We start from the raw sequence: 20,121 nt of genomic DNA, 5'->3' as shown, positions 1-20,121 counted from the left end.
GAGGAGGCTCAACGCTCGCCCGCGGAAAGCGAAGCTAATTCCACATCATTTAGCTAGCAGAAAGTCAAAAGTATGATTGTAACTTGACAATGGATATAGTATGATATATATCCATATTATTTATGTAACAATATTGAAAAAACTAAAAGCATAAAAAAATGTTATGATAATAAGGGATACATAGTGACTTATTTGGTTATTATTAAAATGTAGTGGCTAGTGGCAACCATTGCACAGGTACTACGTCATATAAATATAAGAAATAGAAGAGGTGGAACATATGTCAAGAGATGTAGATGTAACAAAAATTATTGCGAATTTATCTAAACTTGGCGTTAAGGCAACGACTACTAAGTCTCGCTTAGAATTACTAAAAGCATTAGCACCACCAAAATCAGCTCCACAAACTCAAAACTAAATTGAAAACATTCATTAACTTCGGTAGCAACATAATCAACCGAAGTTTTTTTATTAACAAGATGCGCTGTGACACACAACAAAAGAGCCATAATAGAAAAAACAGCCCAAAGAGATTACTACATTCTCTTTGGGCTGTTCTTTTGGTAGACAAAGCTAGACGAGCTCGTTTTTATATTTAGAAATCATCATTATCATGATTACCAAACATATAGGTTTGATGATGGAATTTCATACTAAAGACTAAACCTAATGCGAGGGCGTTCCCCATCATTGAACTACCACCGTAGCTAATAAATGGTAGTGGAATACCTGTAATTGGTAGCAATTGAGTTGTCATACCAATATTTTCAAATACATGGAAAGTGATCATTGCAATAATACCTGCACATACATAAGTACAGAATGGGTCTTTCATTCGTAAAGTAAGTTTTGTTAAATGGAAGATTAAGAAGAAGAATAAACAAATAACAATACTTGCTCCAATAAATCCGTATTCTTCGCCGATTACACTGAAGATAAAATCGGTATGATTTTCAGGTACATATACTTCGCGATGCTTGAATCCTTTACCGAATATTTCACCGGATCCAATAGCATTTAAAGAAGAAATTAAATGGTATCCATCTCCTGTTGAATAAGAGTAAGGATCTAACCAAGAATAGATACGTGCGAATTGATATGCCTTAAAACCTAGCTTTTCAGTAAGAAAATCTTGCATATATAATGCCATATACAATAAGGAGCCACCTATTGTCACAGCACTTGCAACAACTGGTAAAATGATTTTCCAAGAAATCCCAGAAACAACTACAATAGCTGCAGTAATAGCAAAGAATACCAATGCAGTACCCAAGTCAGGTTGTTTCATTATAAATAATAATGGAACTAGTAATACTAAAAGAATTTTACCTAACAGCTTAAAATCAGTTTTTAATGATTTTATTGGATTGTTTTCGTGATGGCTACTCACGGTTCGTGCTAAAGCCAATATGAAGAAAGTCTTCATAAATTCTGACGGTTGTATATCCGCAAAACCTAAGTGAAACCAACTTTTAGCACCATTTCTAGGCTCTGCAATTTGACCAGGACCACCAGGAGCAATCAGTAAGATGATCAGGATAAATATCCCAGCGCCATATAAATACCATGTCATTTTCTTATATTGGTCAGGTTCAAAATACATCATGACACTAACGATACAAGCACCTACAAAGTACCAAAAGAGTTGTTTTGGTACGAAATTAATGCCGTACTGACCTGAAGTCTGTGCGGAAGAAATAGCAAGTAAACTGACGATGCAAAATAGCATCATTATAAAAGCGAGCGTCCAGTCGAAACGATCGGAAAAAGTTCTCTTTGAATTCATAATAGTCACCTAAATTAGTAGATTTAACACAAGGTTTGTCCAGCTCAAGCGGTAGACCCTAGAGGGTTTACAGAATGTAATCCCAATTGCTTTTCAACAAAACGTCACATTTAGGCAATTTTTCTTAAAGAAATCCCTTGTTCGAAAACTTTTTTGCCTGTCAGGTCGTCTAGGTTTAAGTATAAACGAGCCGCTTTTACTTTAAAATATTATAGTCTATCTTATTGTATCATGCTCGTGCATAAAGTTGTGACGAAATCGAATCACAAATGTTTCAAATTTATCTATAACATCTTATAATAAGATTGGAAATGAGGTGATCGACTTGGCAAAAAAAATGCGAGCTGCTGATGATTTTTTACATCACTTATATGTACATATGAACGAATTAAACCAATTTGTCATTTTTAGTGGTTTAACTTTCCGTGAATTTGTCTCTGCAGTCGGTCCGCTTCAAAATATTTTGCTACTAAAAAATGAATACGAAGATGGTTCATTTAACATGCATACACGGTTAGAGTTCGTAGAGGAAAAAGGCGTACCAAAGTTTGTTAAAAAAGCGATGGATTCCAAGAAGGATTTATGTTGGATCGATTTTTCTGATGAACGTAAGTTAAATCTTCTAACACCACAAGAACAAGCTGAGCTGCTCTATATTGGTCATAAAAAAGAACCAATCCGTTCTCCATTTTATCATCAATTACAAAATAAGTACGTATATCTATCAAGTGAAGAAGAAAAAATCTCTAAAATATACTTCCGTGAATTAACGGATGTAGAGCAGTTAGTAACACAAGTATTTAATATCATTATTCAAGAGAAAGAACGATTAACAACTTTTTGGAGAAGAAAGGCGAGTAACCTTTCACCATTGTTTACTGAAGAAATGATGAAAAATTTCCATGAAGAAATTAAAGATGGTGTATTGTTTTCTATGTACAAAATAGAAAAACCAAAACTTGCTTATGTCATTGAATTGCGCAATATTTCAGATGAATATTTCCCTGATGAAATTTGGGATGATTTGAATGTGATATTGAAGAAAAAACCAGATAAGGTTTTAGAAATTCATAAGTAATAGCTAATAGCTCTTATACATTATTTTTCTCCTATTAATGGATTTTATCTATAACGAATTAAAGATTCCTACATATGATAAGTAGGAATCTTTTTATTTTTAATGCAATATTTTTTCAGAGTGCTATTATAGAAATGTTATTTTTTTAGAGAGTAATTATACTTTTGGAAAATTGAAATCATTTCATGAATCTATTCGGTTCATGCTAAACTATGACTAGAAAAAACTTGGAGGAATTTGAACCCATGAAGAAAAAATTAGGCTTATTATACGGTGGTAAATCAGCAGAACACGAAGTTTCTTTATCGACTGCGAAGGCCGTAATACAAGCATTACATTTTGATAAATATGATGTATTTCCAATTTTCATCACACGCGAAGGCGAATGGAGAAGAGGGGAGCAACTAACAGTACCTGTAGAAAATATTGCGGAATTGCAATTCGGCAAAGATTTCAAAGAATCAAAACCGAATAATATTTCTAGTTTCTTATTAGAAGAAAACGAAAAACCATTCGATGTTATTTTCCCATTGCTTCATGGTACAAATGGCGAAGACGGAACTGTACAAGGTTTACTCGAAGCTTTGAACTTACCATATGTCGGTAATGGTGTATTAGCATCTGCTGCTGGTATGGATAAAGTTGTAATGAAACAGTTATTCGAAATTGCGGGATTAAACCAAGTTCCTTTTGTATACTTTATCCGTAGTGAATGGAAAAAGAATCAAGATGCTTTAATTACTAAAATGGAAGAAACATTAACTTGGCCAATGTTTGTTAAACCAGCAAACTTAGGTTCAAGTGTTGGTATCAGTAAAGCAACAAACCGTGAAGAACTAGTAAAAGCAATTGAAGTTGCTTTAAAATATGACCGTAAAATTGTCGTTGAAACTGGAATCGTTGCACGAGAAGTTGAAATGGGCGTTCTTGGTAATGATGAACCAAAAGTTTCTGTGCCAGGGGAAATTAAACCTGTAACAGAATTTTACGACTATGATTCAAAATACAATGATAACAAAACAGATTTATTGATCCCTGCGCCTGTAACTGATGATGTGATTAACACAATGTCTGATATGGCTATTCGAGCATTTAAAATTTTAGATTGTTCAGGACTTGTTCGTGCAGATTTCTTCGTAACAGCACAGGATGAAATTTATATTAATGAAGTCAATACAATGCCTGGCTTTACTCCAGTAAGTATGTATCCAATTTTATGGCAAAATACTGGCGTAGCATATGGAGAATTAATCGAGGAACTTATTACATTAGCAATCGAGCGCCACGACGAAAAACAACAACTTCAATACCAATAAAAGAGATTGAGTGTGATCTATTGTGAAAAAAACATTGCAACAAATTGCAAAATGGCTAAATAGTGACCAAATTATCCGTGAAGAAATTGTGGTGACAGGTGTTTCTATTAATACGCGAACATTGCAAAAAGGTAATCTGTTCATCCCGTTCCATGGAGAAAAAACAAATGGTCATAAATATGTTGCCCAAGCCTTTGAAAACGGTGCGGTAGCTTCTCTATGGCAAAAGGATGAACCGAATCCACCAAAAGATGTACCGTTAATTTTTGTGGACGATTCTGAAATGGCATTGCAACAAATGGCTAATGCATATCGCGCAGAACATCAAGCAACATTTATCGGAGTTACAGGTTCAAACGGTAAAACATCTACTAAAGATCTTATTGCAGGAACACTTTCACCTTATTTTAAAGTTCAAAAAACAGAAGGTAACTATAACAATCAACTAGGATTGCCACTCACTATCCTTTCTTTAGATGAAGATACTGAATTTGCTATTTTAGAAATGGGTATGGATGGTTTTGGTCAAATTGAATTCTTAACAAAAATGGCGAAACCAAAATATGCAGTTATAACAAATATCGGCGAAGCTCATATGCTAGCACTTGGTTCACGTGAAGGGATTGCTAAAGCAAAATTTGAAATTATTCAAGGGCTTCAACCTGATGGGAAATTCTTCTACGATGGTGATGAACCGCTATTAAAACCATTAGTTGCAAATGCTGAGTATTTGGATGCGACAGCTTTTGGTTTGGAGGCTACCAACGATTTAATGGCTTTGAATATTAAATCTAGTGAAAATGGTAGTACTTTTACTGTAAGAGGAATCGTCAACGAAGATTTCTTCATTCCAGTACTTGGTCGTCATCAGGTAAAAAATACATTAGTTGCCATTTTAATTGCTCATGAAGTTGGCTTATCTGATGAACAAATTCGTGAATCATTAAAAATGGTCTCTTTAACAAATATGCGTATGCAATTAGTGAACGGAGATCAAGGGATATTGTTTGTTAACGATGCTTATAATGCTGCACCTACTTCAGTACGAGCTGCCTTACAATTTATGCAATCAACTAACATGCGTCCAGACAAATGGGTAGTGCTTGGAGATATGTTGGAACTTGGTGAATTAGAACAACAATTCCATGAAGACTTAGCCAATGCAATTGATCCAGTGAATATTCATCAAATATGCTTATACGGTCCACGTATGAAGTGGTTGTATGATCAATTACAGGCAAAAGTACCAGAAGAAAATTTATTGTGGAATGATGATAATTATGATGCAATAATAGATAAAATTCGTTTAAATGCAAATACAGACTCTATTATTCTATTAAAGGGTTCTCGTGGTATGGAACTTGAACGTGTATTGCATGCATTTACAAATTAACTTTTAGATTAAAACGGGGGTGCCTAGGGAAAACTAATTCTTCTAGGTACTCTTTTTGTATAAAAATAATTTTAATTTCATTGTAGATGGTAGAGATGGGGGAGCTGCCATGCATGTTTTCTTTGAATGAAATAGGTAAGACAGCGGAACGGATGAGTTAGTTGAGGGCTTGCCACAAAATTTGAGATATGACATGAAATTATCATATCTTTGTTGCTAGCGAAGAGCTCAAATTTTAATTTAAAAAGGGGGAGAAGAAAGTGAAAATTGGTGTATTGTGTTTACATGGATTTACAGGGGGAGCGTATGAAATAAAAGCATTCTCAGATTATCTTGAACAATATACGGAATGGAAGATTTATGTACCGATATTATCAGGACATGGAGAAAAACTTAACTTAGACCTATTTACAGCAGAACATTGGTTGATGGATGCAGAAATTGCTTACAAACGTTTATTTAAAGAAGTAGATGAAATTTTCATAATCGGATTTTCTATGGGTGGCATCATTGCTATGTATCTAGCTTTACGATACAAAGTGAAAGCTTTAGTTCTACTAAGTCCAGCTGCAAGGTATATCCGTACTATGCAATTTGTCACTGATTTAAATGGTTTGTTTATGGATTTCATGCATGGAGATCATAAAGAAAACGAATTTTTTAAGCTTTATGAAAGAAAAGTAATAGATGTTCCAATAGCATCTGCAAAAGAATTTACACGTTTGGTACATAAAATGTCTCCATATTATGAAAAAATAACAGTACCTGTATGTTTGGTACAAGGAGAAAAAGATGAACTTGTACCGTATACAACAGCTGATTTTTTGTATAATAAGATTGCTAGCAAAAAAAAAGAGTTAATTACTACTCCGGATGGTAAGCATCTTATTTGTTATTGTGAAGATGCAGAAAAATGGTTTAAAAAAGCACTGGATTTTTTAAATAACTGCGTATAATAGTCGAAACATTCCGAATGAAAGTTAATAATTGCATGAATGGGTTATGCGTGTTAGAATATTGAAAGCAATGGATACATTTTGTGTGAAGACTCTCCAAAGTGATGGAGAGTACTTTTTTTTGAACATTACGGTTTATTCTATATTTCAGGTGTGAATCACTTGAGAATTGAACCGCTCGGCAAAGACCGGGCTTTCCCTTTTTATATAAAATTCATCTGTATGATTACAGAGATATAATAAGTAACGGAAACGTTCCTAACATAAGGCTCGATTTGCCCTATTTTCATCTGAAAATGTAACCATTTGTCAAATGCATAAGCAAAGAAGGAGAATGAGAAGTTTGACAAATTTTTCAGAACTAAATATTAGTGCTTCTACACAAAAATCTCTTAAACGTATGGGATTTGAAGAAGCAACACCAATCCAAGAAGGTACTATTACGTATGCACTAGAAGGCCGTGACATTATTGGCCAAGCGCAAACTGGTACTGGTAAAACTGCCGCTTTTGGTATTCCACTGATTGAAAAAGTTGACCCTAAAAAACCTGAAGTACAAGCTCTTATAATTGCCCCAACTCGTGAATTAGCAATTCAAAGCTCAGAAGAACTTCATAAAATTGGTTACGATAAACGCGCACGTATTCTTTCAGTTTACGGTGGGCAAGATATTAGCCGCCAAATTCGTGCACTTAAAAACAAACCACAAATTATCGTAGGTACTCCAGGTCGTATTCTAGACCATATCAAACGTCGCACATTAAAACTTGAAAACGTTGAAACACTTGTCCTTGATGAAGCAGATGAAATGTTAAACATGGGATTCATTGAAGATATCAATACGATTTTAGAAAACGTGCCAGCAGAACGCCAAACATTATTGTTCTCTGCAACAATGCCAGCACCAATTCGCAAAATTGCTGAAACTTTCATGAAAGACCCTGAAATCGTTAAAATTAAATCAAAAGAAATGACAGTTGAAAATATCGATCAATATTTTGTAAAAGCACAAGAGCGTGAAAAATTCGATGTCCTTTCACGTCTAATAAATGTTCACCAACCAGAATTAGCAATCGTATTTGGTCGTACAAAACGTCGTGTTGATGAATTAGCACATGCACTTAATATTCGTGGTTACCTTGCAGAAGGTATTCATGGTGATTTAAGCCAAGCAAAACGACTTTCAGTATTACGTCAATTTAAAGAAAATAAAATTGATATCCTAGTTGCAACAGACGTTGCTGCACGTGGTTTAGATATTTCGGGCGTTACACATGTTTACAACTTCGATATTCCACAAGATCCAGAAAGCTACGTTCACCGTATTGGACGTACAGGTCGTGCTGGGAAATCAGGCCTTGCTGTAACGTTTGTAACACCTCGTGAAATGGGTTATTTACGTATTGTAGAAGAAACTACGAAAAAACGTATGACTCCATTAAAGCCACCTACTGCTGATGAAGCATTAGTTGGCCAACAAGCACTTGCAGTTGAACAATTAAAAGAACTTGTTGAAAAGAATCATTTAAGTGACTACCGTGGTATGGCTGAAGACTTATTAGCTAGCCATGATGCAGTTGATTTAGTAGCTGCAGCACTTAAATCATTAACAAAAGAACCAGATGATTCACCAGTTAAAATCACTGAAGAACGTCCATTGCCAATGCGTCGTTCAGGTGGTCATGGCCAAGGCGGCGGCAACAACCGTGGCGGTAATCGTGGTGGTTATCGCGGCGGACGCGGTGGCAACAATCGTAGTGACCGTAGTGATCGTGGTGATCGCGGCGGACGTCGTGGGGAACGTAACAATTCTCGTCGTGAAGGCGCACACCGTGACGGAGGCCGTCGCGATGGTGGCCGTCGTCAACCTCGTCGTAGTAGTGAAGACTAAAATTCAAAAAATAAGAGCAACTTTAAATCGAGCAATCGGTTTAAAGTTGTTTTTTTGTTCTACACAAGTTGTAGAGTTTTTCACACCATTTAATGAAATACAGTAATATAGTGGAGGTAAATGCCCTGACACTCCTGCCAAAAAATAGGCTGACGAAACTCCGGAGTGAGAGACGAAGCTAGCGAAGCAATGCAGGAGCAAATAAGGAGGCTCAGCGGTAGGTTGCGAAAAAGGGAAGGGGAAGCACCAGAACCGGTTAGTTAGATGCTTTTAATTCTTACCCAACATTTCGCATTTTAGTTGCTTGAAAATATGATTATTGATATCTAAAGGAAATAGTTATTGTATCAACTGTAAAGGATTAAGAACTAGCACTCATCTAAGAGGTTCTAAATTTTTGCAGAATTGAAACTATCAGATGCTTAAAACGTATAGTAGATATGCATATAGCCATAAATAAATGGACAGAAAAATGATTTTGTTCATTAGAATAGGCATATAGCCAATATACATATATAAAGGAGTTTCAATATGACATCACAACCAAAATATCATATTTCAAAAAAAGGTTTGACAGTTTGGCGTATTCATGCGGCAATCGAATCGATCGTATTGTTATTGATAGTGATTGCTGCGTGTAGCTTAACTTTTTTCTTTGAAGGACCAAAATGGATTTATGTAATGAGCATAGTGGTATGGATTGTTCATGCGATTTTTTGGGTATATTTATTTCCGAATATTCGCTGGAAGCATTGGCGTTACGAAGTACGAGAGCAAGAAATTGAAATACAGCAAGGGCTATTTATCGTTAGACGAACGCTTGTCCCAATGGTGCGGGTGCAACATGTAGACACAACTCAAGGTCCTATTTTAAAACGCTATAATTTATCTAGTATGTCTATTTCTACTGCTGCGACAACGCATACAATTCCAGCGTTACCTATAGAAGAAGCGGATCAATTACGAGTACGGATTTCTGTATTGGCAAGGGTGGCAGAAGATGATGTCTAGAGAAGTAAATCATTTACACCCAATCACAGTTGTTCTTAGTTTCCTTTCTAGTTTGAAAAATTTTGTAATACCGATGGCTGTTATTTTTTTAGGTAAAGGATTCCGTTTTTCACTTAATCCCAATAGTGAACATTTCATAGAAACATTAATCTCGCTTGGGGTAATAATTTTGGTGATTTGTGTTATTTTCATTTTAGCATTTATTAAATGGAAACGATTTGTGTATTGGTTTGAAGATGGGGAACTTAGAATTGAACATGGCTTATTTGTTAAGAAAAAACGGTATATTCCTTTTGAACGCATTCAAAGTCTAAATTATAAAGAGGGAATTCTTCATCGTCCATTTAAGCTTGTAAAAGTGAGTATTGAAACTGCAGCTGAAAGCGGTGGTGAGGCAGAAGCTGATTTAAAAGCTATTACACATGAACAGGCAACAATGATTGAATTAGAGATGAAAAAGGCTAAATATCCTTTGAAACAAGTAGCAACACATGATTCAGAGGATGATTCAAATGTTGTCAATCATTATGATCAAAAAGAACAGCCGATTCCAAGCGCAATTATTCATCGTATGTCTAAGAAGGACTTACTGATTTTAGCTACGACTTCTAGTGGCATTGGTGTAGTATTCTCTGGATTGGCAGCAATTTTATCACAGTTTAATGATTGGATTCCGTATGAACAGTTATATGGGGAGTTTCAAGCTTTTATAAAATTCGGCGCACTACTAATTACGATTGTAACTATCGTTGTATTAATAATATCGTGGTTAATATCTGTTGCAATCACCTTTTTAAATAATTTTGGATTTAGTGTAGAAAAAGAGGAAGATAAGCTTTTCATCTCGAAAGGGTTATTAGAGAAAAGAAGAATGACGATTCCGATGAAGCGGATTCAAGGTGTACGTATTGTGGAAAACCCATTTAGGCAACTTTTTGGCTATGCAACCATTGTGATTGAAAGTGCTGGGAGTTCAGGTGAAAAGGATGAACAAAAAATAGTGATGGTACCACTTGTGAAAAAACAGCAAGCATTAACTATTCTAAAGAAATTATTTCCGGAAGAACAATGGGAGTTTCCTTTACAACGAGCGCCTAAAAAAGCATTACTTCGATATATGGTAAAACATGTGTATTGGTTAGCGCCTGTCACCGTTGCAGTGAGTTATTTCACATATCCATATGGATTATGGTCTCTTTTGCTCTTGCCTTTAGCATTACTACTAGGTTTTTGGCAACATCAAAGTGCAGGATATGCAAAAAACAAGCACCAACTTACGATCGTTTATAGAGGAATTAGCAAAACTACTTTTGTTACATTGAAAAAACGAATTCAAGCCATATCGCTTTCTCAAAGTTATTTTGAAAAACGAAAGAACATAGCGACAGTATCAATTCATATTATGTCAGGAACTTCTGGTAGTATTGCGAAGATTAAGCATTTTGATTTGATGAACATGGAGCAAGTATTTTGGTGGTGTGAACCAAATTCAATACAAAATGTTGATGGCAAGAAATAAAAAAGAGCTGTTGAGATTCGAAGATACTCAACAGCTTTTCCTTTGTTAATCTTTTTTTATCCATCTCAATACACGTTTTGGATGGAAATCAAATAATCCGATGATTAGACCAGTAATAAGCCCTACAATATGGGCAGTACCATTAACATTGGGTTGTAAGAATGTCATAATGATAGAAACTACAATAATTGGCATGATAATTTGTTTGAGTTGCGGCATTGTTTTACGTGTATAGTAAACTAATGCAGCAAATGCTCCGAAAATACCGAAGATGGCTCCACTTGCACCAATGCTTGCGTAGTTTGGTGGTTGTATCAAAAATGAAACAACATCCCCCATAAAACCAGAGACCATATAAATTGTAAAGAATCTTAGTTTACCTGCAATGCGTTCTAACTCTGGACCAAATACGTATAAGGAGAACATATTGAAAAGTAAGTGAAAAAAGTCTCCATGGATGAACATAGATGTAATCAGTCTCCAATATTCACCATCGGCGATAAAATAATTCACAGATGCGCCCATGTTAAGAATATTCTCGCCAAGTGGTGGAATAAGACCAATTAGATAAACAACAACGTTGATCGCAATTAGCGACGAAATAACAGGATATAGTTTTATGTACTGCGAAAGATTTTCTGTACGATTAAACATGTATTCACCTCAATTTTAATATGATTATTATACATTGTTTTATTAGCTGAATGAAAGGAGAAGCAAACGTGATAAAAGGAATTGGCCTAGATATCGTAGAAATATCAAGAATAATGAAAGCAAATGACCTAAGCCCACGATTTAAAGAAAAAATTTTAACACCACGAGAACTTGAGATTTTCGATCAGTTAAAGACAAGACGGCAACTAGAATTTTTGGCAGGAAGATTTTCAGCTAAAGAAGCATATTCTAAAGCGAATGGGACAGGAATTGGAAAGGAGTGTGCATTACAGGATATAGAGATTTTGCCGAATGCTAATGGGCAACCGATTTTATATTTTAAAAGAGAACTTGTTCAAGGATTTGTAAGTATTACACATTCAAAAGAATATGCGGCTGCTCAAGTTGTTCTGCTCGCATAAATTTTAAAGCTTGTTCATAGGATACTCTAATGGAAAATGTAGAAAGGATGGGGTTTTGCGAAAACTTCTAACGTTGGCACTAGTTTGTCTTACGGCAGTATTATTGTTAGTAGCTTGTGGATCAAATTCAAAAGAGGATGTAGTGAAAAAAACTAGCAAGAAATGGACAGCGGCTAAAGGCTATGAGGTAAAAGCTGTTATGGAGATTAAAACGAGTGGAGATTCAAAAAAATACGATGTAAATGTGTGGCATACAAAGCCTGAATTTTATCGTGTTGCAGTATCAGAAGAAGGACAAGAAACGTCTCAAATGATTATACGTAATGAAGAAGGCGTTTTTGTTGTTACCCCTTCACTGAAAAAGACGTATAAATTCCAAAGTGATTGGCCTAAACAAAATAGCCAAGGTTATCTAATTAATGCTTTGGCAGAAGATTTAGCTTCGGATAAAACTGCAGAAATGAAAGAAACAAAAAATGCTTATATATTCAAAGCGAAAACACGTAATAATCATTCGAAAATGCTTCCAACTCAACAAGTTTATATCGACAAAAAGACCTTATTGCCTACGAAAGTCATTGTGTTAAATGAGTCAAATGAAGAACAAATTCGCATCACATTCAAAAAGATTACACTTGGCGTTGCTAAAAAAGCTTCTGATTATGCTTTAGAGGACTTTACAAAGACAAGCGATAAAAAAGCAGGTAACAAGGAATCTAATACAGATGCTGCAACAAATGCTGCATCAACAGATGGATCAGATAAAGGCGATGGCACTGCAACTACAACAAGTGAACAAAAAACAACAGACGATAAAACAACAGACGATAAAGCAACAGATAAACAGTCAACAAATGAAGAAGGTAATGCAGCTACAAGTGAAGAAACAATTGCAACTTCAGCAGATACAAGTACTACTGCTACAGATAATGTTGAAAACGCTGGAGCAGACATTGATTCAGAAGACTTTAAAACGCATTATCCAGTTTTAAAATGGGATAATGTTAAATTAAAAGATGAAGAATCATTACAAATGGATACAGGAACTCGTAAAATCTTATCATTTGAAGGAGATAAGAGCTTTACAATCATTCAAGAAAAAGTTACAACAGCTGATCAACTTTATATTCCAGTATTCTCACCTGGCGATCCTGCAGATTTAGGATTTACCATTGGGGCAATTACAGATAATTCAATTGCTTGGGAGGCGGATGGAATTTCATTCTTTATCGCTTCGAATGATTTAAGCAAAGATGAACTTGTAGAAGTAGCATCATCCATGGTTAATGGAGAAGTGAAGTAGCATAATAATTGACCTAAGCTGTGACAGGGACGATAATAGAAAAAAACAAATAAGAAGGTAAGTAAAATGAACGAACTTCTACAATTTCGTCCCACCAAAGCTATTATTGATTTATCGGCAATTCGATATAATATAGAAAACCTACGTAAGCATTTGCATTCAAATGTAGAAATAATTGCTGTTGTAAAAGCAAATGCTTACGGTCATGGTGATGTACAAGTCGCCAAAGCTGCTTTAGAGGCAGGAGCAACGATGCTAGCGGTTGCAACACCAGAAGAGGCATTACATTTAAGAGCATCGATTGAAAAATCGCCAATTTTGATTTTAGGAGCTGTACCAGTAAACTTCGCACCATACGCAGCAAAGGCAAATATTACGCTCACAGTATTTTCATCTGAATGGATTAACGAGGTTGCATTAACATCAAAAGAGTTTAGTAATCCTTTAAAAGTACACATAAAAGTTGATAGTGGTATGGGCCGAATTGGTGTAAGAACAGAAAAAGAGTTAAAAGTTGTATATGATGTCATAACAATGGCTAATAATATAGAAGTAGATGGTATTTTCACTCATTTCGCAACTTCAGATGAAGAAGATACAGTACAGTATGATCATCAATTAGAAGTATTCAAAAATTTAGTAGCAAGTTTACAAGTAAAACCTCGCTTGGTACATGCAGCAAACACTGCAGCTTCATTGGTTAAAGAAGGTGTTCAGTTTGATGCTGTACGATTTGGAATTTCTATGTATGGTCTTGCTCCTTCGACATTTGTCGAAAAAAATCTACCGTATGCATTAAATCAAGCTTTAGCATTAGAAAGTGAATTAGTACACGTAAAGAAAATTGCTAAAGGTGATACAGTCAGCTATGGAGGTACATATGTAGCACAGCAAGATGAATGGATTGGTACGATGCCTATTGGGTATGCGGATGGGCTTATTCGTAGATTATCCGGTCAAGAAGTTTTAATAGATGGAACAAGAGCACCTATTATCGGAAGAATTTGTATGGATCAGTGCATGATTAGATTACCAAGAGAAATGGCAGTTGGGGAAAAGGTAGTCTTAATAGGCAAACAGCAAAAAGGTGAGATTCGCATCCAAGAATGGGCAGATCGACTAGATACAATTGTTTATGAAATACCATGTATGCTTTCGCAAAGAGTGACAAGAATTTATAGATAAATTGTTACTTCTATAGTATTTGATAGATGAGCTTTTAAATGATATTAAAACTATAGAAATAGTAATTTGTCCTATAAGTCGACAAATTCAGAAAAAAATCAACGATTATGTCAAATACTTACTGATACTGTCTTTTCAAGGCTTAATTTTAATGTTAGGATAGTAAGGAAGTTAAACGGTATAAAAGGTGATTTGTTTGTGGAGGTGTTGGCTGTGAGTCAAAAAAGAACGGAAGAAGTCCTTATTCAGTTACCAGAACGTATAGTTTCTGAAAAGATTGAACAAGCTTATAATCAAATAACGAAAAATACGAATGAATGCGTATATATTCCAACAAAACGATCAATTCAAACAAAACAAAAAAATCACATGCGAGAAGCAATGGTTAAAGGATATGTAGAAATGTCACAGATTAACTTATCTATATGTAGTGAATGCTTACACGTTGAGTATGAAGCGGAACATATGGTGGAGCGACTCGTAAGCGGAGGATGAAAACTTGAACGTTAAACGTGGTGACGTTTTTTTTGCAGATTTATCGCCAGTAGTCGGGTCAGAACAAGGTGGTACTAGACCCGTACTGGTTATCCAAAATGATATTGGAAATCGCTTTAGTCCTACTGTAATAATTGCTGCAATAACTGCTCAAATCCAAAAAGCAAAACTTCCTACTCATGTAGAAATTGATGCAAAGAAATATGGGTTTGAAAGAGATTCAGTCATTTTATTGGAACAATTACGGACAATCGATAAATCCAGATTAACTGACAAAATCACGCAACTAGATGGACCATTGATGGAAAAAGTAGAGGAAGCTTTAGAAATTAGCTTGGGTCTATTAAAATTTTAAATAGCATTGTAAATAGCATACATATTGAAACACCAGAATGAATTATTCTGGTGTTTTTGTTTAAATAAAATTGGAAATATAGGGATATTTATCCAGGTTGATAAAGAAAAATATTACAAAAATAACAGTGTAAAGTTAGAGAATATGTTATACAATTAGAAAAAGTAAGTAGTAAAATAGATAATATCAGATGTTTTTCTTTACTACTTATTAAACATATTAATCGTAAGCTATTCAGAAAACCAAAAGTATATAGGATTAAAACCTATATGTGTAGATATTTTTTTGTATTAAGGAGTTCTTTTTAGACTAAAAATCAAGAAAGACGATGTAAATAATATAAATTAACATCGTGAATATTAGGAATATTAGGAATATTAGATGGTTTGGGGGCGAATTTGGAGATGGAAGGGTCTTCTGTAGATATTTTGACAGAATGGGATATTGTTACCGCACGTCAGCTTGGTCGAAAAGAGGCTAAATCAATTGGATTTGGTATGGTAAATCAAGCGCGAATTACGACTGCCATCAGTGAGCTAGCCCGTAATATATATTTATATGCCGGTAAAGGGAAAATTGTAGTGACAAGAGTAAAAGAAGAAATTTTTGATGGGATTTGTATTGTTGCTTCGGATTCAGGACCTGGAATAGCTGATATTCAGCAAGTGATGCAAGATGGTTTTTCAACTTCACAGGGACTGGGTGCTGGATTACCAGGTGTTAGACGTTTGATGGACGAATTTGAAATAGAAACAGAATTAAAAAAAGGTACTATTATTACTATTAAGAAATGGCTTTATTCAGAAAATGATTAATATCACAAAAGGGATTATCTCGTGATATTAAAAGACTATAATAAGATATCAATATCAATTTCTAGTAATTAGAAAGGAATTGTCCAAATTTTGTTTTGGACAATTCCTTTTTGGTTTATAGAGGGTATGTAAATTCTTCCTATGATAAAATAGTGTAGATAAATGAAAGGTAGTGAACTTATGGACGAAAAAAATATGCATCAGTTAATCGCCTCAGAAATTGGTATTCGTACAAATCAAGTAGAACAAGTTATTCAGTTACTTGAAGCTTCTAATACAGTACCTTTTATAGCACGCTATCGAAAAGAAGCAACGGGCTCGTTAGATGAGGTACAAATAAAAGCAATCGAAGACCGTTACCACTATATTCAACAATTAGAACAACGTAAACAAGAAGTTCTTCGTTTAATAGACGAACAAGGGAAACTAACAGAAGAATTAGAGAAAGAAATTAACGCAGCAACCATTTTAAAAAGAGTTGAAGATTTATATCGTCCTTACAAACAAAAACGACGTACAAAGGCTACAATTGCAAAAGATAAAGGCTTAGAACCATTAGCTGATCAATTAATGACATTTGGTAAAACGCCACTTTTAGAATTAGCAACGCCTTTTATAGGTGAAAAAGTAGAGGGTGTTGAAGAAGCGCTACAAGGAGCTTGTGATATTTTAGCGGAACGCTTCGCAGATGATGCCGCAATTCGCGAGAAAATCCGAAACATTTCATGGCAACAAGGTAAAATTCAAGTAGTTGTTAAAAATGCTGAACTTGATGAAAAAGCTGTATTTGAAATGTATTATGAATACGAAGAACCGGTTAACAAAATCGTTCCACACCGTATCTTAGCTATTAATCGTGGTGAAAAAGAAGAAGTATTAAAAGTGAGTATTCAAGTGCCTGTAGAACGAGTACATCAGGTTATGAGAAATGAGTGGATACCTGCTTCGTCTTCACCTGCTGTTTCGCAAGTAGAGTTAGCCATTGAAGATGCATATAAACGTTTAATACAACCATCAATTGAACGAGAAATCCGTAATGAGTTAACCGAAAAAGCTGAAACACAAGCAATCCATATTTTCTCTGAAAACTTACGGAATTTATTGTTGCAACCACCAATGAATGGCCAATTTGTCCTTGGGGTGGATCCGGCATATCGGACAGGTTGTAAATTAGCTGTTGTAGATGATACAGGTAAAATGCTTGAAATCTCTGTTATCTATCCACATACAGCAAAAGGCGATGTAGAAAAATCTAAAAAAACATTTCATGATGTTTTAGAACGATATCCGATTACCATTGTTGCAATCGGAAATGGTACAGCTTCTCGTGAAACAGAACAATTTGTAACAGATTGCTTAAAAGAATCTGGGAGTAATGCAGCTTATGTTATTGTGAGCGAAGCTGGTGCTAGTGTATATTCCGCATCGGAAATAGCACGTGAAGAATTCCCTAATCTGCAAGTTGAACAAAGAAGTGCTGTATCTATTGCGAGACGTTTACAAGATCCTTTAGCGGAACTTGTAAAAATAGATCCAAAAGCAGTAGGTGTAGGACAATACCAACATGATGTTTCTCAAAAGAAATTAGAGGAATCATTAACTTTTATTGTAGAAACTGCAGTAAACCAAGTAGGGGTAGATGTTAATACGGCTTCATCATCATTACTTCAATATGTTTCAGGTTTATCGAAAACCGTAGCTGAGAATATCGTCAAAGTTCGAAGTGAAAATGGTAAATTTACAGCTCGTACACAATTAAAGAAAATCCCTCGACTTGGTGCTAAGACATATGAACAAGCGATTGGATTTTTGCGTATACCTAAAGCTAAAAACCCGTTAGATTCAACTGCAATTCATCCAGAAAGTTATGATTTAGCGAAACAAATTTTAGAAGCTGCACATATTGATAAGAAAGAAATTGGTTCTCAGGAAGCAGAGCAAGCAATTGGCGAATTAAATATTGTTGCACTAAGTGAAGAGTGGGGAATTGGCGAAGTGACACTAAAAGATGTTGTTGATTCACTCATGAAACCTTCACGAGACCCTCGCGATGCTTTCCCACAACCATTATTAAAAAAAGATGTTTTGAAAATGGAAGATTTAAAACCTGGAATGGAGTTGCAAGGCACTGTACGAAATGTTGTCGATTTTGGAGCATTTGTCGATATTGGTGTTAAACAAGATGGACTTGTACACATTTCAAAGTTGAAAAAGGGATATGTAAAACATCCATTAGATGTAGTTGCTCTTGGTGATATCGTTACTGTTTGGGTAGATAAAATCGAAGCTGAGAAAGGGAGAATTTCTCTTACAATGCTTCCTCCTGAGCAACAAATTAATGAATAATAATTTGAGTCAAAAGAATCCAAGGTATTCAGAAAGTTCAATAGGACTCTGATATAGTTGGGATTTTATAAGATATATGAGGTGTTTTAAAAGTTAGGAAAATAACTTTTAGAACACCTCAACGTTTATATGAAGTTAATACAATTACCTAGATACTCATACGTATACTGACGCAAAGGAGTTGTTTGAAAGGATCTTTTGTACAATTCATTCACTGATATAGAGTATTTAATTTTTATTAGGAGGTATACTATGACGGATTCTGATTTACAGCAGCTAGTGAGTGATATTTCGGAGCAAGTGTTTCAAAAACCATTTCAGCATCAAGCTTATTTCAACAAAAGACTTCGTACAACTGGAGGACGCTACCTTTTACAATCGCATGATATTGAGATTAACCCTAAAGCCTATGAACAATATGGTATTGAGGAAGTAGAGGGGATAATTCGCCATGAACTATGTCATTATCATCTTCATATAGAAGGAAAGGGATATCAACATAGAGATGCAGATTTTAGAATACTATTGAAAAAAACTAATGCACCTCGTTTTTGTTCCAATTTAGATCAAGGTAAGCGGAAAAGTAATAGTAGACGATATACGTATGTATGCGTTAAATGCGGTATAAATTATCATAGGAAGATTAAAATGAATACAGCTAGATACCGTTGTAGTAAGTGTCTTGGAAGACTTGAATTAAAAAGATAAAGTTTTTTTAGAAAAACACTTGACGGTTATAAAATAACTCTCTATAATAATAAAAGTCGACAAGATGATAACACATTGAAGCGACAAACAAATGATATGATAGTTATTCCGAAGTAGCTCAGTTGGTAGCAGCATCTGACTGTTAATCAGAGGGTCGCAGGTTCGAGTCCTGCCTTCGGAGCCATGGCCCCTTGGTCAAGCGGTTAAGACACCGCCCTTTCACGGCGGTAACACGAGTTCGAATCTCGTAGGGGTCACCATTTTATGGTTCGGTAGTTCAGCTGGTTAGAATGCCTGCCTGTCACGCAGGAGGTCGCGGGTTCGAGTCCCGTCCGAACCGCCATTTTTTTGGGGTATAGCCAAGCGGTAAGGCAACGGATTTTGATTCCGTCATGCCCTGGTTCGAATCCAGGTACCCCAGCCATATTCTTTTGTTATTCAGCTACGAGTCATTAGCTCAGTTGGTAGAGCATCTGACTTTTAATCAGAGGGTCGCTGGTTCGAATCCTGCATGACTCACCATTTTATTTCTTGACATGATTGAAAAGGTATATTATAATAACACTTACCTGTTAAGATGAAATGCGGTCGTGGCGGAATGGCAGACGCGCTAGGTTGAGGGCCTAGTCGGGGTAACTCGGTGGAGGTTCAAGTCCTCTCGATCGCACCAAGAAAATTTTATAATATGCGCCCATAGCTCAACTGGATAGAGCGTCTGACTACGGATCAGAAGGTTGTGGATTCGACTTCTGCTGGGCGCACCATATTATTCTTATTTCAATAAAATACTTTTATGCGGGTGTAGTTTAGTGGTAAAACCACAGCCTTCCAAGCTGTTGTCGGGAGTTCGATTCTCCTCACCCGCTCCAATATGAACCTTGAAAACTG

The 20,121-nt window shown here is 35.5% G+C and carries 18 protein-coding genes and 8 tRNA genes; 24 read left to right on the top strand and 2 right to left on the bottom strand.

From position 1 onward, the window contains the following. The first annotated feature begins 280 nt into the window (after positions 1-280). On the top strand, positions 281-418 hold the full coding sequence (locus tag ABE048_RS16775) for an Lmo0850 family protein (protein ID WP_170061532.1): 138 nt from the start codon (positions 281-283) through the stop codon (positions 416-418). A 177-nt stretch (positions 419-595) separates the two neighbouring features. Here ABE048_RS16775 and rodA read toward each other — a convergent pair whose 3' ends face one another. Beyond that, positions 596-1,786, bottom strand: a complete 1,191-nt coding sequence (rodA, locus tag ABE048_RS16770; protein ID WP_430312415.1) for a rod shape-determining protein RodA — start codon at positions 1,784-1,786, stop codon at positions 596-598. A 316-nt stretch (positions 1,787-2,102) separates the two neighbouring features. On the opposite strand from rodA, the gene ABE048_RS16765 reads away from it, so the two are divergent. The 7 genes from ABE048_RS16765 (at position 2,103) to ABE048_RS16735 (ending at position 10,950) form a co-directional block, all read left to right on the top strand. Then, complete coding sequence (locus ABE048_RS16765) at positions 2,103-2,864, top strand: hypothetical protein (RefSeq protein ID WP_430312414.1); 762 nt, start codon at positions 2,103-2,105, stop codon at positions 2,862-2,864. A gap of 245 nt (positions 2,865-3,109) precedes the next feature. Further along, positions 3,110-4,180: a D-alanine--D-alanine ligase gene (locus tag ABE048_RS16760; RefSeq protein ID WP_430312413.1), complete on the top strand. Its 1,071-nt coding sequence runs from the start codon at positions 3,110-3,112 to the stop codon at positions 4,178-4,180. A gap of 22 nt (positions 4,181-4,202) precedes the next feature. Further along, positions 4,203-5,573 (top strand): UDP-N-acetylmuramoyl-tripeptide--D-alanyl-D-alanine ligase, encoded by a 1,371-nt coding sequence (locus ABE048_RS16755; RefSeq protein ID WP_430312412.1) that lies wholly within the window; start codon positions 4,203-4,205, stop codon positions 5,571-5,573. A 260-nt stretch (positions 5,574-5,833) separates the two neighbouring features. Continuing rightward, positions 5,834-6,529: an alpha/beta hydrolase gene (locus tag ABE048_RS16750; RefSeq protein ID WP_430312411.1), complete on the top strand. Its 696-nt coding sequence runs from the start codon at positions 5,834-5,836 to the stop codon at positions 6,527-6,529. 343 nt (positions 6,530-6,872) lie between these two features. Continuing rightward, positions 6,873-8,420, top strand: a complete 1,548-nt coding sequence (locus ABE048_RS16745; protein ID WP_430312410.1) for a DEAD/DEAH box helicase — start codon at positions 6,873-6,875, stop codon at positions 8,418-8,420. Between the two features lie 531 nt (positions 8,421-8,951). After that, a complete protein-coding gene (locus ABE048_RS16740; protein ID WP_430312409.1) occupies positions 8,952-9,431 on the top strand; it encodes a PH domain-containing protein in 480 nt (159 codons plus the stop codon). Beyond that, entirely contained in the window at positions 9,424-10,950 is a 1,527-nt protein-coding gene (locus tag ABE048_RS16735) for a PH domain-containing protein (protein WP_430312408.1), read from the top strand. Before ABE048_RS16740 ends, ABE048_RS16735 begins: the two co-directional genes overlap by 8 nt. Positions 10,951-10,995: 45 nt before the next feature. Here the strand turns inward: ABE048_RS16735 and ABE048_RS16730 are convergent, their stop codons facing one another. After that, positions 10,996-11,604 (bottom strand): rhomboid family intramembrane serine protease, encoded by a 609-nt coding sequence (locus tag ABE048_RS16730; protein WP_430312407.1) that lies wholly within the window; start codon positions 11,602-11,604, stop codon positions 10,996-10,998. A 68-nt stretch (positions 11,605-11,672) separates the two neighbouring features. Here ABE048_RS16730 and acpS point away from each other — a divergent pair, with 68 nt between their 5' ends. From acpS to ABE048_RS16650, 16 genes are all read left to right on the top strand, one after another. Further along, a complete protein-coding gene (acpS, locus tag ABE048_RS16725) occupies positions 11,673-12,026 on the top strand; it encodes a holo-ACP synthase (RefSeq protein ID WP_430312406.1) in 354 nt (117 codons plus the stop codon). 55 nt (positions 12,027-12,081) lie between these two features. Continuing rightward, a complete protein-coding gene (locus ABE048_RS16720; RefSeq protein WP_430312404.1) occupies positions 12,082-13,329 on the top strand; it encodes a LolA family protein in 1,248 nt (415 codons plus the stop codon). A gap of 66 nt (positions 13,330-13,395) precedes the next feature. Further along, positions 13,396-14,514 (top strand): alanine racemase, encoded by a 1,119-nt coding sequence (gene alr, locus ABE048_RS16715; protein WP_430312403.1) that lies wholly within the window; start codon positions 13,396-13,398, stop codon positions 14,512-14,514. Between the two features lie 213 nt (positions 14,515-14,727). Further along, positions 14,728-15,009, top strand: a complete 282-nt coding sequence (locus ABE048_RS16710) for a transcriptional regulator (RefSeq protein ID WP_430312402.1) — start codon at positions 14,728-14,730, stop codon at positions 15,007-15,009. A 4-nt stretch (positions 15,010-15,013) separates the two neighbouring features. Continuing rightward, positions 15,014-15,364, top strand: coding sequence for a type II toxin-antitoxin system PemK/MazF family toxin (locus ABE048_RS16705; RefSeq protein WP_119415968.1), 351 nt, complete (start codon positions 15,014-15,016; stop codon positions 15,362-15,364). A 404-nt stretch (positions 15,365-15,768) separates the two neighbouring features. Next, entirely contained in the window at positions 15,769-16,179 is a 411-nt protein-coding gene (locus ABE048_RS16700) for an anti-sigma regulatory factor (RefSeq protein WP_430312401.1), read from the top strand. Between the two features lie 180 nt (positions 16,180-16,359). After that, positions 16,360-18,525: a Tex family protein gene (locus ABE048_RS16695; RefSeq protein WP_430312400.1), complete on the top strand. Its 2,166-nt coding sequence runs from the start codon at positions 16,360-16,362 to the stop codon at positions 18,523-18,525. A 252-nt stretch (positions 18,526-18,777) separates the two neighbouring features. Then, entirely contained in the window at positions 18,778-19,233 is a 456-nt protein-coding gene (locus ABE048_RS16690) for a SprT family protein (RefSeq protein WP_430312399.1), read from the top strand. A gap of 107 nt (positions 19,234-19,340) precedes the next feature. After that, positions 19,341-19,417: transfer RNA gene (locus ABE048_RS16685), tRNA-Asn, on the top strand. Between the two features lies 1 nt (position 19,418). Further along, positions 19,419-19,493, top strand: a tRNA-Glu gene (locus tag ABE048_RS16680). A 6-nt stretch (positions 19,494-19,499) separates the two neighbouring features. Continuing rightward, positions 19,500-19,576, top strand: a tRNA-Asp gene (locus ABE048_RS16675). Between the two features lie 6 nt (positions 19,577-19,582). After that, positions 19,583-19,657: transfer RNA gene (locus tag ABE048_RS16670), tRNA-Gln, on the top strand. Positions 19,658-19,679: 22 nt separating this feature from the next. Continuing rightward, a tRNA-Lys gene (locus ABE048_RS16665) sits at positions 19,680-19,755 on the top strand. A gap of 62 nt (positions 19,756-19,817) precedes the next feature. Further along, positions 19,818-19,903: transfer RNA gene (locus ABE048_RS16660), tRNA-Leu, on the top strand. Between the two features lie 17 nt (positions 19,904-19,920). Further along, a tRNA-Arg gene (locus tag ABE048_RS16655) sits at positions 19,921-19,997 on the top strand. Positions 19,998-20,028: 31 nt separating this feature from the next. Further along, positions 20,029-20,102 (top strand) — tRNA-Gly (locus ABE048_RS16650). The last annotated feature ends 19 nt before the right edge of the window (positions 20,103-20,121 follow it).

The sequence above is a fragment of the Rummeliibacillus pycnus genome, assembly GCF_050459865.1.
Classification (GTDB): domain Bacteria; phylum Bacillota; class Bacilli; order Bacillales_A; family Planococcaceae; genus Rummeliibacillus; species Rummeliibacillus pycnus_B.
Note: the sequence above shows the minus strand (reverse complement) of the source record. Positions and strands in the feature narration are given on the sequence as shown.